This is a genomic window from Xanthomonas bonasiae, assembly GCF_017163705.1.
Taxonomy (GTDB): Bacteria; Pseudomonadota; Gammaproteobacteria; order Xanthomonadales; family Xanthomonadaceae; genus Xanthomonas_A; species Xanthomonas_A bonasiae.
Genome location: NZ_JAFIWB010000037.1, coordinates 21,523 through 35,728, shown reverse-complemented (window position 1 = coordinate 35,728; position 14,206 = coordinate 21,523). Strand labels below are relative to the sequence as shown.

The 14,206-nt window shown below is 66.9% G+C and carries 13 protein-coding genes and 1 pseudogene; 7 read left to right on the top strand and 7 right to left on the bottom strand.

All coding sequences use genetic code 11. The features are described 5' to 3' along the window. The first annotated feature begins 3 nt into the window (after window positions 1–3). Entirely contained in the window at window positions 4–837 is an 834-nt protein-coding gene (locus JR064_RS21375; RefSeq protein ID WP_206231061.1) for a lysophospholipid acyltransferase family protein, read from the top strand. Window positions 838–899: 62 nt separating this feature from the next. Here the strand turns inward: JR064_RS21375 and JR064_RS21370 are convergent, their stop codons facing one another. Beyond that, complete coding sequence (locus tag JR064_RS21370; protein WP_206231060.1) at window positions 900–3,236, bottom strand: S9 family peptidase; 2,337 nt, start codon at window positions 3,234–3,236, stop codon at window positions 900–902. A gap of 348 nt (window positions 3,237–3,584) precedes the next feature. Here JR064_RS21370 and JR064_RS21365 point away from each other — a divergent pair, with 348 nt between their 5' ends. The 3 genes from JR064_RS21365 (at window position 3,585) to JR064_RS21355 (ending at window position 5,841) form a co-directional block, all read left to right on the top strand. Beyond that, window positions 3,585–3,821, top strand: a complete 237-nt coding sequence (locus JR064_RS21365; protein WP_191826324.1) for a hypothetical protein — start codon at window positions 3,585–3,587, stop codon at window positions 3,819–3,821. Between the two features lie 15 nt (window positions 3,822–3,836). After that, window positions 3,837–5,279: an MbnB/TglH/ChrH family RiPP precursor modification enzyme gene (locus JR064_RS21360; protein WP_206231059.1), complete on the top strand. Its 1,443-nt coding sequence runs from the start codon at window positions 3,837–3,839 to the stop codon at window positions 5,277–5,279. A 151-nt stretch (window positions 5,280–5,430) separates the two neighbouring features. Then, a complete protein-coding gene (locus JR064_RS21355; protein ID WP_206231058.1) occupies window positions 5,431–5,841 on the top strand; it encodes a hypothetical protein in 411 nt (136 codons plus the stop codon). Between the two features lie 468 nt (window positions 5,842–6,309). Here JR064_RS21355 and JR064_RS21350 read toward each other — a convergent pair whose 3' ends face one another. Further along, window positions 6,310–7,044: a hypothetical protein gene (locus tag JR064_RS21350; protein WP_191826170.1), complete on the bottom strand. Its 735-nt coding sequence runs from the start codon at window positions 7,042–7,044 to the stop codon at window positions 6,310–6,312. A gap of 222 nt (window positions 7,045–7,266) precedes the next feature. Here JR064_RS21350 and JR064_RS21345 point away from each other — a divergent pair, with 222 nt between their 5' ends. From JR064_RS21345 to JR064_RS21335, 3 genes are all read left to right on the top strand, one after another. Further along, window positions 7,267–7,986, top strand: coding sequence for a ThuA domain-containing protein (locus JR064_RS21345; RefSeq protein ID WP_179569367.1), 720 nt, complete (start codon window positions 7,267–7,269; stop codon window positions 7,984–7,986). A gap of 98 nt (window positions 7,987–8,084) precedes the next feature. Continuing rightward, window positions 8,085–8,585, top strand: coding sequence for a PepSY domain-containing protein (locus tag JR064_RS23425; RefSeq protein WP_206231057.1), 501 nt, complete (start codon window positions 8,085–8,087; stop codon window positions 8,583–8,585). A gap of 2 nt (window positions 8,586–8,587) precedes the next feature. Beyond that, the gene (locus JR064_RS21335) at window positions 8,588–9,916 is read left to right on the top strand and encodes an alpha/beta hydrolase family protein (protein ID WP_206231056.1); all 1,329 of its coding nucleotides are present in this window, start codon (window positions 8,588–8,590) and stop codon (window positions 9,914–9,916) included. A gap of 127 nt (window positions 9,917–10,043) precedes the next feature. On the opposite strand, the gene JR064_RS21330 is transcribed toward JR064_RS21335, so the two are convergent. The 5 genes and pseudogenes from JR064_RS21330 to JR064_RS21310 form a co-directional block, all read right to left on the bottom strand. After that, complete coding sequence (locus JR064_RS21330) at window positions 10,044–10,706, bottom strand: CPBP family intramembrane glutamic endopeptidase (RefSeq protein ID WP_206231055.1); 663 nt, start codon at window positions 10,704–10,706, stop codon at window positions 10,044–10,046. 56 nt (window positions 10,707–10,762) lie between these two features. Next, entirely contained in the window at window positions 10,763–11,377 is a 615-nt protein-coding gene (locus JR064_RS21325; RefSeq protein WP_206231054.1) for a pyridoxamine 5'-phosphate oxidase family protein, read from the bottom strand. Window positions 11,378–11,683: 306 nt separating this feature from the next. After that, window positions 11,684–12,097 carry a hypothetical protein gene (locus JR064_RS21320; protein ID WP_206231053.1) on the bottom strand — a complete coding sequence of 138 codons (414 nt, stop codon included), beginning with the start codon at window positions 12,095–12,097 and terminating at the stop codon, window positions 11,684–11,686. A gap of 79 nt (window positions 12,098–12,176) precedes the next feature. Beyond that, window positions 12,177–12,509, bottom strand: a complete 333-nt coding sequence (locus JR064_RS21315; RefSeq protein WP_179569379.1) for a hypothetical protein — start codon at window positions 12,507–12,509, stop codon at window positions 12,177–12,179. A gap of 446 nt (window positions 12,510–12,955) precedes the next feature. After that, window positions 12,956–14,020 (bottom strand): annotated as a pseudogene (locus tag JR064_RS21310) (RHS repeat-associated core domain-containing protein); the annotation flags it as partial. Between the last annotated feature and the right edge of the window lie 186 nt (window positions 14,021–14,206).

Below are 14,206 nucleotides of genomic sequence, written 5' to 3'. Positions count from 1 at the left end.
CCCATGAACCACGCCGCCCCGCCCCGCCCTGTCGCGGGCACTGCCCTCGCTGCGCTGCGCGTGGCCGCCAAGCTCGCCGCATTCGTCCTGATCAGCGTGCCCCTGCTGCCGCTGCAATGGCTGCTGATGCGCGTCACCCGCGGCCGCGGCGCCTTCGTGCTGCCGCGGCTGTGGTTCGCCTGCCTGCGCAAGGCGATGGGCATCCGCGTCGAGGTGGTGGGTACGCCGCGCCGCGGCGGCGGCACGCTGTTCGTCGGCAACCACATCTCGCACTTCGACATCGTGGTGCTGGGCAGCCTGCTGCACGCGCGCTTCATCGCCAAGAACGACATGGAACGCTGGCCGGGCATGCGCCGGCTCGGCGCGCTGGCGCAGACCCTGTTCATCAGCCGCCGGCGGATCGACGCAGCCAACGTGGCCGCCGCCGTCGCCGCGCAGATCCGCCCCGACCACGACGTGGTGCTGTTCGCCGAAGGCACCACCTCGTCCGGCGAGCGCGTCGCCCCGTTCAAGTCCAGCCTGTTCTCGCTGTTCCTCGGCGGCGACGCCAACGCCCGGCCATGGACGCTGCAACCGTTCACTATCGACATCCTGTCCGTCGATGGCCGCCGCCTGGCGCACGGCGGCGAGCGCGACGCCTACGCGTTCTACGGCAGCATGCAGGCCGGCGCCCACGTCGAGCGCTTCCTGCGCTCCTCCGGCGCCGTGGTCAGGGTCACCTTCCATGCGCCGATCGCGCTCGACCAGGGCACCGACCGCAAGGCACTGGCGCAGCGGCTGCACGCGATCGTGGCATCGGCGCTGCCTGCGCCGCGCAGCGACGCCCGCCCGGCATAGGCCGCACGCGCTGCGGCAGCGCACCCGAGGCAGCGCGGCACTGCTCGCGCCGCGCCGCCGGGTCAGTGCTTCGGCAACGGCTGCATCCGGTAGTTGTCCGGCGGCGTGCTGCCAAGCAGGTAGTGCACGAAATAGTCCCAGCGGCGGCGGGTCACGTAGGGCATGTCGTCGTCGCCATAGGCGTGCTTGGCGTTGGGCAGCACCAGCATGTCGAAGGTCTTGTTGGCCTTGATCAGCGCGTCGGCCATCAACAGCGATTCGTAGGGCGGGACGTTGTCGTCCAGGCTGCCGTGCACCAGCATCAGCCGGCCCTTGAGGTTGGCGGCGAGCAGCGGATTGGCCTGGTTGTCGTAGCTGCCCTTGCCCTCCTTGTCGACGGTGAGAGGGCCCTGGTACTTCTCGCCCCAGTCGTCCTCGTAGTTGCGGTTGTCGTGGTTGCCGCTCTCCGACCAGGCCACCTTGAAGAAATCCGGGTAGCGCAGCATCGCGTCGGTGGAGGCGTTGCCGCCGCCGGAGTGGCCCCAGATGCCCACGCGCTGCAGGTCGATCCATGGATAGCGCTGCCCCAGCTCCTTCAACCCGGCCACCTGGTCGGGCAAGGTGTTGTCGCCCATGTCGGCGTACCAGGTGTCGTGGAAGGCCTTGGAGCGCCATGGCGTGCCCATGCCGTCGATGGCCACGACGATGAAGCCCAGTTCGGCCAGCGCCTGGTTGTCGCCATGGCTGGGCAGGAAACTGCGCCCGCGCACCGAGCCGGTCTGCGGGCCCGGGTAGATGTAGTCGATGATCGGGTACTTCTTGGCCGGGTCGAACTGCGAGGGCTTGAACATCACCCCGTACAGCACGGTCTTGCCGTCGCGCGCTTTCACCGTGATCGGTACCGGCGGGACCCAGCCGGCGGCCTGCAGGCGGCCGATGTCGGCCTTGGCCACGGTGGCGAGGGTGCGGCCGTCGCCGGCCCGACGCAGTAGCGTCACCGGCGGCTGCGTGGTGGTGGAGTAGCTGTCGACGAAGCGCTGGCCGTCCGGCGACAGGGCGATGTCGTGGTCGGCCGGCTCGGGCGTCAGCAGCTGCGGCGCGCCGCCGTCCAGGCTGACCTTCCACAGCTGCTGGTCGTACGGATCCAGCCCGCGGGTGCGGCCGACGGCGCGGAACCAGGCGGTGCGGGTCTTGGCATCGACCTTCAGCAACTCGGTGACATTGCCCTCGCCGGTGGTGATGGCGCGCTTGGGCTTGCCGGTGGCCAGGTCGTACAGGTACAGCTGGCCCCAGTTGCTGCGTTCGGAAAACCACACCGCTTCGTTGCGCTCCGGCAGGTAGGCCCAGTTCGCCGCGACCTGGCCGCTTTCGTAGTAGGTCTTGGCGGTTTCGCGGAACGCGGTGCGGACCGCGCCGGTGGTCGCGTCGGCGATGCGGAACCAGGCGTCCTTGTGATAGCGCGAGGTGGAGACGAACGCCAGGGTCTTGCTGTCCGGCGCCCACTTCACGTCGTCCCAGCCGCCGTCCGGGCCGCAGCTGACGTCGTCGCACAGGGTCGAGCGGTGCTGGTCCGGCGGCATCTGCAGCCGCACCACCTTGCGCGCGGGCACGTCCACGATCACCCGTTCGATCATGGTCACGTCCTTGTCGCCGGGCATCGGGTACTTCCACTGCAGCAGCTCCGGATGCCCGACCTTGCTCCTGACCAGGTACATGTCGCCGCTCTTGCGCTGGTCCTGCTGGAACGTGGCGATCCTGCGCGAGTCCGGCGACCACTCCAGGATCGCCTTGTCGCTGTGCTTCCAGCCGGCGTTGTCGGTGGCGTAGCCGAAGTCGCGCACGCCATCGGTGGTGAGCTGGGTTTCCTTGCCGGAGGCCAGGTCGCGCAGCCACAGGTTCCAGTCGCGGACGAACGCCTCGGTCTTCTTGTCCGGCGACACCATGCCCGGCTCGGGCTTGTCCTTGGCGTAGACCTTGCTGCAATGCGCGTCGGCATCGCAGAACACCTGGGTGTCGCGCACGCTGAAACGGTAGCGGCCATCGGCGGCCAGGCTCAGCGACTTGATCGGCAGGTCGGTCGCGGCCAGCGGCCGCTCGGTGAGCGCCAGCAAGGTATTGAGCGACGCGGTCAGCGCGGCCTGGTCGAACAGCGGCGCGCGCTGGCCGCTGACCGCGTCCATCCGCATGAAGTGGTCGCCGCCGGCGTCGTGGTCGACATAGGCGAAATGGGTGGCGTCCAGCCAGTCCACGCGCTGGACCGCATGGTCCAGCAACGGTTGCGTCAGATGGCCGAGCGCGCGCTCGGCCCGCGCATAGTCGGCGGCGGTGACAGCCGGCGCCTGCGCGGCGGCGGCGGCCGGCAGGAGCATGGCAAGGAGGAAGGCGCCGAGCGCGCGTGGGGCAAGGAGCGGGGAAGGCATGGCGTGGGGGTTCCGGAGCGGACAGGTGCGGACGACGGGAAGCGATCCTTGCGCGTAATCCGCCGATGCTACGCCCTGCCCCGCCGGCGCCCCCCTGCCGGAAGTCGTAGTGGCGCACTGACGGCGCCCGTGGCGGCAGCGCTTGCATCCCGTCGGCAGCCGCGTCCGTCCAACGCTGTGGCCGCTATGCGGCACTCCCCGCGTTGTTATCGGCAGGCAACAGCGACCGGCGCGGCGTCTTCCCGACCCGCACAGGATTTCCGGCGCGGCTGCCTGCCTGTCGCAGCGCGCGTCCGCACACGGACGGTGTCCGCACAGGTCCATCCCAACAGTTCATGGAGAACGCAAATGAAGAGCACAAGGGCAGTATCGTCGTTCCGGTCCCCGCACGCGGTCACCGTCGCGGTGCCGGTGGAGGTCGGCAACGACATCGAGAAGATGCACAAGATCACCCGGGAAATCCTCGGCCGGCTTGGCTGCGCGGCCTGCCATTCCGGCTTCGACCTGCGCTTCGTGATCGAACGCGACTTCCGGGTCAATCCGGCGCTGGAGATCGAGGGTTTCGCGCCGCGGATCGGCCCCTGACCGGAGGCATCGGCGATGCATGCCCTGCCCGATCTTGGCGTCGGCCTGGTGCTGTGGCCGGAGTTGATGCCGGTGCTGGCCGAGGACGACGGCGCGATCGGGGTGGTCGAGATCGAACCGGAATTCTTCTGGTTCGAGACCGGCAACGCGCAGGCGCCGATGCGCATCGACACCGGCATGGTGCGGCAGCTCGCCGAGCTGCCGCAGCACAAACTCGTGCACGGCGTGGCCTCCCCGGTGGGCGGCTCGCTGGCGCCGGAACCGCAACGTCTGCAACTGATGCGCGAGGTGGTGCAGGCGCTGGGGGCGCCGTGGGCCAGCGAACACCTGAGCTTCAATGCGGTGCCGGTGGCCGGCGGCCCGGTCGATTCCGGTTTCCTGCTGCCGCCGCTGCAGACCGTGGCGAGCGCGCAACAGGCCGCGGCCAATATTCGCACAATGGCACAGGGCCTGCGGGTACCGTTCGCGGTGGAGAACAACGTCAACTATCTGCGCCCGGTCGCTGGCGAACTCAGCGACGGCGCGTTCATCGCCGAAGTGGCGACCCAGGCCGACTGCGGCATCCTGCTCGACCTGCACAACCTGTGGACCAACCAGAAGAACGGCCGCCAGCCGGTGCGCGAGGCGCTCGCCGCGCTGCCGCTCGAGCGCGTCTGCGAACTGCACCTGGCCGGCGGCTTCGCGCACCGCGGCTACTGGCTCGATGCGCATTCCGGACTCGTCGACGAAGAATTGATGCGACTGGCCGCCGAGCTGATGCCCGCGCTGCCCAACCTGCACGCGATCGTCTTCGAGATGCTGCCGACCGCTCTGGCGCACGTCGGCATCGCCGACGTACGCAGGCAGATCGACAGGCTGCACACGCTATGGGCGCTGCGCCGGCCCGGCGCGCGCGCGCCGCAGGCCGCAGCGGGCCTCGCGCGCGGCGATGGCGGCGTCGCACCGTCGCCCGCCGACTGGGAACGGACCCTGGGCGCCCTGGTCCGCGGCGACGCGCCGGGCGCGCATCCCATCGCCGCACTGCTGGCGGATCCCGGCGTCGCCCTGCTGCGGGAATTGGCCAGCAATGCGCGCGCCGGACAGATCGCCAGCGCGGCGCGGCTGACCACGCGCATGCTGCTGGCGCATGGTGGCGAAGCGGCCTTCCGCAGCTTGTTCGAGGACTACGCCGCCGCGCAGCCACCGCGCCAGTTCGCCAGCAGCGAGGCGCTGGGCTTCCTGGAGCACGTGCAACTCGCGGCGCCGGCGATTCCGCAGCTGGCGCAGGTGGCGATGTTCGAAAGCGCCGTGATCCACTCCGCGCTGCAGGGCGACGCGCGCGTCGTCGCCTTCGACCGCGACCCGGTGCCGCTACTGACCGCGCTGGCCGAACGGCGCGCCCCGCCACCGGCGCAAGCGCCCGGCAGGTTCGCGATCGAGCTGCAGGGCGGAGCGGTCATCGCCATCCGGGCAGGTTAGCGGCTGTCTCCCCCAAACCGCTGCACGAGTGCACGCCATCGGCGCGCGCGGCCGCATGTCACGCAGATGACATCGCGACTTCCTAGCCTGCGCCCAGGGCTGGCGGCCGGCGCCGCCAAGGACGGTCGCCATCGAAATCCTGCTGTGGACCGTGTTCGCCGTGGTGATGAGCGCCGTTCTGCTGTTGGGCGTCTCGGTGGTGATCGTCGCCACCCGCGAAAATGGCCTCTACTCCGCTGAAGAGAAGACCTGGCAACGCCTGAAGCACAGCGGCGTCCCTGCCGAGGCCGAGATTCGCGCGCTCAAGCGCTCCGAGCACGGGCTGTCGCGCGGCGGCAGCCAGGGCCAGACCGTGCATGCGGTCGAGTTGACGCTGGACGTTTTCGACGGCGCGGGCGGCGTGTCCATGGCTACGCTGCGCACGCTGATCGACGAAGCCCTGTTGCCGCAGTTCTGCATCGCCGGCACCCGCGTGCATGTGCTGCGCGATCCGGACGACGCCTCGATCCTGGCAGTGGACCGCGCGCGGTCGCCGCTGGAGATTCCACGCGCAGGCGGTTGATGGCGGCTCTGCGCAGGATGCAGGATTTCCCCGGGATACCGCTCCCCGCAGGGGGGGCTTCAGCCCCGACAGTATCCGAAGCCGGAACATCCACCGCTGCGCTCGTCGCGGCTGAAGCCGCTCCTACAGGAGCTTGCGGCTAGCCCACCGGATGCACTGCAGGAGGGGGCTTCAGCCCCGACGGTATCCGAAACTGGAACACCCGCCGCTGCGCTCGTCGCGGCTGAAGCCGCTCCTACAGGAGCTTGCGGCTAGCCCGCCGGATGCACTGTAGGAGGGGCTTCAGCCCCGACGGTATCCGCAGCCGGAACACTCACGGCTTCGCTCGTCGCGACTGAAGTCGCTCCCGCAGGGACTTGCGGCTAGGCCGCCGGGTGAACTGTGGGAGGGGCTTTAGCCCCGACAGCATCCGCGCCGAAACACGCAGTGCTGCGTTCGGCACGGCTGTAGCCGCGCCGACGCGCGCCGTTACGGCTTCGCCGCCTCGCACAGCTTGCGGTTGAACCAGGTGGACTTGGCGATCGGCAGATAGCTGTCCCAATCGGTCGGCGGCAGCATGCTGCCGTTCTTGTCCAATTCCTCCTGCAAGGAGTCCTCGTCGCGGCTGGCGCCGGCGATGGTGGTGTCCAGCGCGGCCAGGCACTCTTTCGGACGGCCCAGGCGCAGCAGGGCGATGGCGCGGTCGTTGGCGAAGCGGTCGCGCTCCAGCCAATTGAAGAACGTGCCGCACTCCTTGCCGAACGCATCCATCCCCGCGAGCGCGGCCGCATAGCGCTTGCCGCGATAGTCGGCCAGATACGCCGCGCGCCGCCGCGTGCTCGCCGCCGCAGTGCAGCCCGCCGGCAACGCCAGATACTCGCCCTCGAAGCCGGCGCGCGCGCCGCAATAGTCGCGGCAGCTCTCCTCGGTCAGCGCCTTCACCTCGAACCCGCCGGGCGTGCGCTTGAACGACACGCGGCACGGCGTGTCGCTGCCTTCGGTGACCTCGGCGATCTCGCCGCGCAGCGTGCCCGACAGCCCGCAGCTGTGGCCGTTGGCGCCCATCGCGTCGATCGTGAACTGGCGCACGTCACCCTGCCCGCTGATCTGCAGGCTACCCCAGCCGTCCTTGGTGCCGTACTCGCCGGGCGCCGGCGCAGCCGCGGCGGCAGCGAACGCCGCACCGCACCCCAGCAGCAAACTCCAACTCCATCGTCCTGACATGGCGGCTCCAAATTCGGCAAGGGAGTGCAATTTTCCCCCATCTCGCGGGCCGTCGACCAGTGCGGCAGACATCTTCCGCAGCCGCGGCCCCGGTGCTGCATGGACAGCGGCAACGCCGGCTCCGCGCACCTGGCGCGCCATGCGCGGTGCCGGCAGGCCCGCGCCGACGTCCAAACCGCAATTGCGCTACCCGCCAGCCGGCATCCGGGGCAGAATTCCCCCATGACGCCACTCGCCTTCTCGCTCGCCGCCATGCTGGCCGGCGTCGCCGCAACCGCCCCGGCGCCGGAGCGCATGCTGATCTTCAGCAAGACCGCCGGCTTCCGCCACGACTCGATTCCCACCGCGGTGGCGACGCTGCGCCAGCTGGCCAGCGAGGAAGGCCTGGCCGCGGACCATAGCGAAGACGCGAACGCCTTCACCGCCGACAACCTGGCCCGCTACCGCGTGGTGGTGTTCGCCAGCACCACCGGCGAGATCCTCGACCCCGCGCAGCAACAGGCATTCGAAAGCTTCGTGCGCAACGGCGGCGGCTTCGTCGGCGTGCATTCGGCGGCCGACACCGGCTACGCCTGGCCGTGGTACGGGCGCCTGGTCGGCGCCTGGTTCCAGGGCCACCCGCCCGGGCTGCAATCCACCCAAGTGCAGCCCGAACGCGACGGTCGCGCCGACGGCACGCCCTGGCCGATCCACGACGAGATCTACAACTACCGCAGCAACCCGCGCGCGCAGGTGCAGGTCATCGCCACCGTGGACGAACGCCTCTACACAGGCGGCACCATGGGCGCGGATCACCCGATCGCCTGGTGCCACGCCTTCGACGGCGGCCGTGCCTGGTACACCGGCCTGGGCCACGACGCGGCGGTGTATGCCGATCCGCATTTCCTCGCGCAGCTGCGTGCAGGCGTGCGCTACGCGGCGGGGCGGCAGGCGCGGTGTTGAACGGGTGCGGGAGCTGCGGCTGCCGCCATCCCTGAAAGCATCGGCGTGCGGCAATCGCCACCTGGGCTTAGCAGCGGCGGTGGAATGCGCGACCGCCCATGCCAAGGACGTCTTCCCCGCGCCGGTCGCGCCCTGCGTGCTCTACGCCGCCGGACCTGTACGGCGTCGCGTTCACCGACGCCAACCGCGACGGCCATCCGCTCGAGAGCATGGGGCCGTCCCGGCTGTACGTCGCCGCATCCGATGGCCGCGTCGTGGCACCGGATCCGATAGGCCGGGGCACGGCAGGCGACGCATTCGTGCAGTCGCAATTCTCGCTGCACTTCGATCACCTTCTCGGCATCCCGCGGCGCCTGCTGGTCGCCCTGAGCGGCCTGGTCGTGGCGATGCTGTCCATCACCGGCGTCTACCTTGTTGTGGCGCACGCGGCGCAGCCAGATGATGGATGCCGAACGATGCGATGCAGCGCAACGGGCGCGGTCGCGTTGCATCGTCCCCATCGCCGATGCGAGAGGCGCCCAACCGTCCCCCCTACCTTAGGCACGTTGTCGGCAGCACCCGAAGCTGCGAGTGTGCGGCTTCGACACGACAAGGGCTGACCATGCTGGCGTTCCTGACTGCGACGCTCGTCGCTGCCGCGCTTTCCGCGGCTGCGCCACTGGATGCCGTCCCGCAAACCCGCCTGGACCCCGACCTGCGCTGCCTGTTGGGGGTGTATGCGCTGCCCGAAGGGCAGTCGGTGACCATCACCGGCGACGGCGGGAAGCAGCGCGAACTCCACTACACCCTGTCGAACGGCCGGTTCGGCCGCTTGCGGGTGGACGCCAGCGGCGGATACGGCGCAGACACCGTGTACATCCGTTTCGCCCCCTGCCGGACCGGTACGCTGCAACTGACACGGGGCGAGGCCACCGAGACCGGCACCCGCCTGCGCCTGGTCGAGAAGGAAACCACCTTCAGCAGCGACGGCATCGCGCTGCACGGCAAGCTCGTGCTGCCCGCCACTGGCCGCGCGACGGCGGCGGCCGTATGGGTCGAAGGTTCGAACAACGATCCCAGCACCGACGACACCGTCTGGCAATACGAACTCGCGCGCAGGGGCATCGCCGTCTTCGTCTACGACAAGCGCGGCACCGGCGCGTCCGCCGGCGCCCTCTCCTCCGATTTCCAGGCGCGTGCACGCGACACGGCGGCCGCGGTCAAGGAAGCCCGGCGGCTCGCGCCGGGCGTGCGCCGGATCGGCGTGATCGGCGGCAGCCAGGGCGGATGGGTCGCGCCGCTGACCGCCACGCTGGTGCCAGTGGATTTCGTCGTGGCCGCCTTCGCGATGGCGGAAGGGCCGATCGCGCAAGACCGCGAACTGGTGGAGCAACAGCTGCAGCGCGCTGGGTTCGACGAGACCGCGCTGGCCGAAGCCAGGAAACTGACTGCCATCACCGAACGGATCGTGCGTTCCGACATGCGCGACGGCTTTGCCGAGCTGGACGCCTTCAAGTCCAGCCATGCCGACGCACCGTGGCTGGCCGCCATCCAGCCCCGCTCGTACACCGGCCTGTTCCTGAAATTCTCGAGCGCGGAACTCCAGGCCAACGGACCCGCCCTCGCACAGGGGCTGAGTTTCGACTACGAGCCGCAACCGGTGATCGAAGCGATCAAGCCCCGCCAACTGTGGCTGCTGGGCGGGAGCGACCGCCAGGCCCCGAATGCCGCCACCCAAGCCATTCTTCGGCAGCTCCAGCAACGCCGGGCGGACCTGGCCGTGGTGGTGTTCCCGAATGCGGATCATGGCCTGATCGAGTCGATCAAGACCGCCGACGGCGTGGCGAAGACCTATTCCGCGTACCTGTTCGACGTGACCGCGGACTGGATCGACGACCGCAAGCTTCCGGCGGCAGGGAGGTTCATCGTGATGCCGGCGGCGACTGAGTGACCTGGACCGATTCCCCGCCGGGGAATCTCTGCGAGTAGCGATCTCCCATCACCCTGTCTGCTACGCGATCGGAAGAATGCTTCGACGTGGCGCATTGAGCGCCATGTCTTTCATTCAATCGGACACATTATGCATAGGCCATCAGTGCGAGCAGGTCCATCAGGCCGTGCGCGATGATCGCTGGCCACAGCCGGCCGGTCCGCGCGAACCACCAGCCGAGTATCAGCCCCACGACGACCAGCGAGATCGCGCCGATGGGTCCCTGGTACAGGTGGTACGAGGCGCGGATCGCCACGCTGACGTTCACCGCGAATGCCGGGCTGTGGCTGCGCTGCAGCACGCGGATCACGTAGGCGCAGACGAACACTTCCTCGAAGATCGGATTGAGCAGCGAAACTGCCACCACCGCCGTCAGCGATAGCTTCCCTGCCACCATGGCATCCATCGAAGGATTCACCTCCTCGGCCATGCCCGCGCCCAGCCAGTTCAGGGGATAGCAGGCCACGATGCACGCGATCAGCAGGCCGATCGCCGGTCGGATATCGCGCCCCTGCCAATGCAGCCCCAAGACCTGCGGCGTCCATCCGCGGAACCACAGCACCGGGACGAGCAAGGCCAGGACCAGCAGCTCGTAGAGGACCATGCCCCACAGGCTCGCCTCGGAAAACGACGGCTCGCCCGTGGGCGCCAGCACGGCCGAGAAGCTCCAGTAGATGGGCAGTCCGAGTGCGATCGCAACGACGGCCAGTAGCTCGCCCCATCCCGCAGATATCGTGTCGCGTCCTTGCATCGATCCCCTTTGTGGTCCGGTTGTCCGCCGCGAAGGTGGCTGGCGCGGCTGACGCGCTAGTACAGCATGTCCTGCGTGCGCTTTGGCAATTCGAGGTCGTAGGCGGCGGCATCGAAATCGCCGTCCGCCAGGTGCGCGTGCATGGTGCCGGCACTGGGCAACTGCTCGCGGGGCACGTGCCGCGCCGGATCCCACAGGGCCGAGCGCACGATCGCCTTGGAACAGTGGAAGTACGCGGCGTCGACATGCACCACGATCACGCTGCGCGGCTGCCTGCCGCGGATCTCGAAGCGGGCCAGCAAGGCTGGATCGACGCTGATCTCGGCACGCCCGTTCACCCGCAGGCTCTCGCCGATGCCGGGCACCAGGAACAGCAGCGACATGCGCGGGTCGTGCAGCAGATTGCGCAGATTGTCGATGCGGTTGTTGCCCGGGCGGTCCGGCACCGCCAGCGTGCGCGCATCCAGGATCTGCACGAAGCCGGCCGAGTCGCCCTTGGGCGAGCAGTCCAGTCCGTCGTCCCCGGCCGACGCCAGCACCACGAACGGCGAGGCGCACACGAACGCCTGGTAGTCGGCGTTCAGATGATCGATCTCCTTGCGCAGCGAGCGCTCGGCAGGCTGGCCATACAGCGCTTCGAGTGCCTCAAGGGTGGCGATGCGATGGGGCATGCTGATGTCCTGACGTTGTTGGTGATGCGGGCATCACTATAGCGGCCTGGGCGAAGGCGTCCGACTCTTTGCGAATGCCTGGTAGAGCGAAGCCGCCCGCTCATCGGCCGCGACGCGTTCGACACCGCTCAGGCCCTGCAACGCCATGCCTGCCGACGCCCTTGCATCCCCCAACAGGTAAGCCAGCCGCAAGTAGACCGCACTGGCGACCAGGTTCTTTTTTAGCCGCGAGCCGCAACGACCGGCCACTGCCGTAGGACCAGCGTTGGGGCCGAACGGGTAGTAGCTAGCGATATTCAGGCATGGCTATAAGCAATTGCTCTCCTGAGGTGGATTTTCCGTGATCTTCAGGAGCTCTTCTTTGTCATTGGTGTACTTGATCGTCGCAAAGGTTTCCATGTAGATCATGGTTCTTCCACCAGGGACTGCGAAGAAAACAAAGAAATTGTCCTTGTCGGCTGTCAATCCAATCTTACCTAGAAAGAACCGTATGTTTAGCAGCTGAGAAATTTTGGTGTCGGGGTTGGCCAAGACGACTGTCTTGCGCGCACAGGCACTGAAAAATTCATCGAACGCAGCTCCCGACTTGGGCACAACGTCATTGACTTTCATCACCTCCTTCCCTTTAACCACATCAAGCCCCACGACGACCAAATCCCGGGTATCACAGGAACTGCCAGCGTTCGCAGGAGCGAAGACTAGGAAGCCGATCAGCACCATTAAACATCTCGCAAGTGATTTCATTTTTCATTCACCCATGTATCGCAGATTGGCATGCATTGCCACCAATGCTCTGGCTTCAATACTTTGGGCAGAAGAAAACTACGGAACTTCCACTAGAGCTGTCCCATATCGATACGGGAATCAACTCGTAGCTTCCGTCAATGACATACCCCTCAATGCCATTTTTCAAGCGCACATGCAAAGCTTGATAAGACTTCAAGTCATCGCAGCTTAAAACCTTAGCGCGCTCACCTGCTCGCATTTTAGCTATTGGGGCCGGCCCAGGAACGGGGTAGCTATCTACAGCCACATCGCTTTTCGCCAACAGCACAAACCGCCGAGCTGCAAGGCCTGCAATAGCAGCAATCGCCACTACCAACACCAGCAAGACCCCAATAAATTTCTTCATCAAAAACCCCACAAGAAAGGATTATCAAGAGGTTCGCCATCTCTAGGCGGACCCGGATAAAAAGTGCTTCCAGCAGCTGATGGCGAGCGACTGAGGCTGTCAAAGATCGCCTTGGGTCGCAATGCTTTTTCGAATTGAACACCAACCTTTTTCAAACAATCCTGTACCGATGTCCCGCAATTATTTTACGTAATGCTGTATTTCCCACCAGTTCCGCTCATGCAAGCAGAAAGCTGGCTTTCCTGGAAAGGCGTCAGATTTAGAATGACACCATTCCCATCGCGGAAGTTCTTTTGAAGAGCATTGTAGTCCGACGCACGTGGATACTTACTATCCCACTGACCGGGCGGCCCCCATGAGAAGTTGCGCCCATTGATGTTAGTGGAGATGTGTCCGAACTGCGATTCGCCGACGCCGACGCCATGCCAGTAGACAACCTCCGTGCGCAGTCCCAATGGGTCCACGGAGTGCAGAGGGTATCCGCTCGAATACAGATATGAAGAGATATTTCCATGCAATCCAATCGGATCGCTCTGCACATACCGCCCACTGCCCGTATCGTAGTCCCGGAAATAGTTCTGGTTAAGCCCCGTCGCACTGTCATAGCGCTGCCCCGGGAAGCGCATGCCGAACACGAACGCGGTGCCATCGCGATCCGGATCCTGGTCCGGCGGCGTGTTGCCGAACGCTTCGCCCTTGATGTCCCAGGTCCAGATCGCCACGTCGCGCGCCGGGTCGATGACCGTGCGTGGCGCGCCGAGGTGGTCCGGCTGCACGTAGTTCAAGGCGGTGCCGGCCAGTACGCCGACCGGCAGGTCGTCGAGCCAGATGACTTGCTGGAGCGCCTTGCCGTTGCCGTCGTAGTCACCCAGCCAGTGCCCGGCTTCGTCGTAGAGCGTGTAGGTGTTGGTCGTGCCCAGGAAGCGGCGCACCTGTTCGCCGCGGTCGTTGTAGCGATACTCCATCGCCAGCGTGCCGCTGCGCTTGGCCTGGCTCAGGCGTCCGGTCGCGTCGTAGGCGAACTCGCGTGCGGTGCCGTCGATGGCCGTGGTGTTGCCCGCGGCGTCGTAGCTGCGCATGGCGCCGGCCACGCTTGCCAGCCGGTGGCTGTCGGTCGGATAGGTGTAGGCCTGGGTGGCGCCGTTGACCTGGGCGCTGAGCCGGTTGCCGGTGGCGTCGTAGCTGTAGCCGTCGATCACGGTGCCGGTCGGGCCGTCCTTGAACGCGGTCAATCGGTCCAGGTTGTCATAGCCCAGGCTCACGACCGGAGCGGTGTTGCCCGGCGCGGTCAGCGCAGTGAGGTTGCCGACCGGGTCGAAGGCGAAGCCGATGTTGAGGCCGTCGCTGCGGCTGTCCTGGATCGCCTGCGGCCGGTAGTCCTGGTCCAGCACACGCTGCAGCGGCTGGCCGCTGCCGTAGGACCAGCCAGCGCTAGGGCCGAACGGGTAATAAGTGGCGCCGCCGAGCAGCTTCTGCCGGGTGCCGCCTGCGACCGTGACACCGACTTCCGTCGCCTAGTCCAGCGCATTGTGCACGTGGTCCACGAAATACTTCTCCCGGCCCCTTTACACCTAAAAAGTGAAATTATATTTATTTTATTCTTTCATTTTATCGCAGAACAGTCATCGGTGTCGGCCAGGCGGGCGCATACAAAGAAGCGCCCCTTTTTTTGCGCGTTACAGGCAAAACGTGAAAAA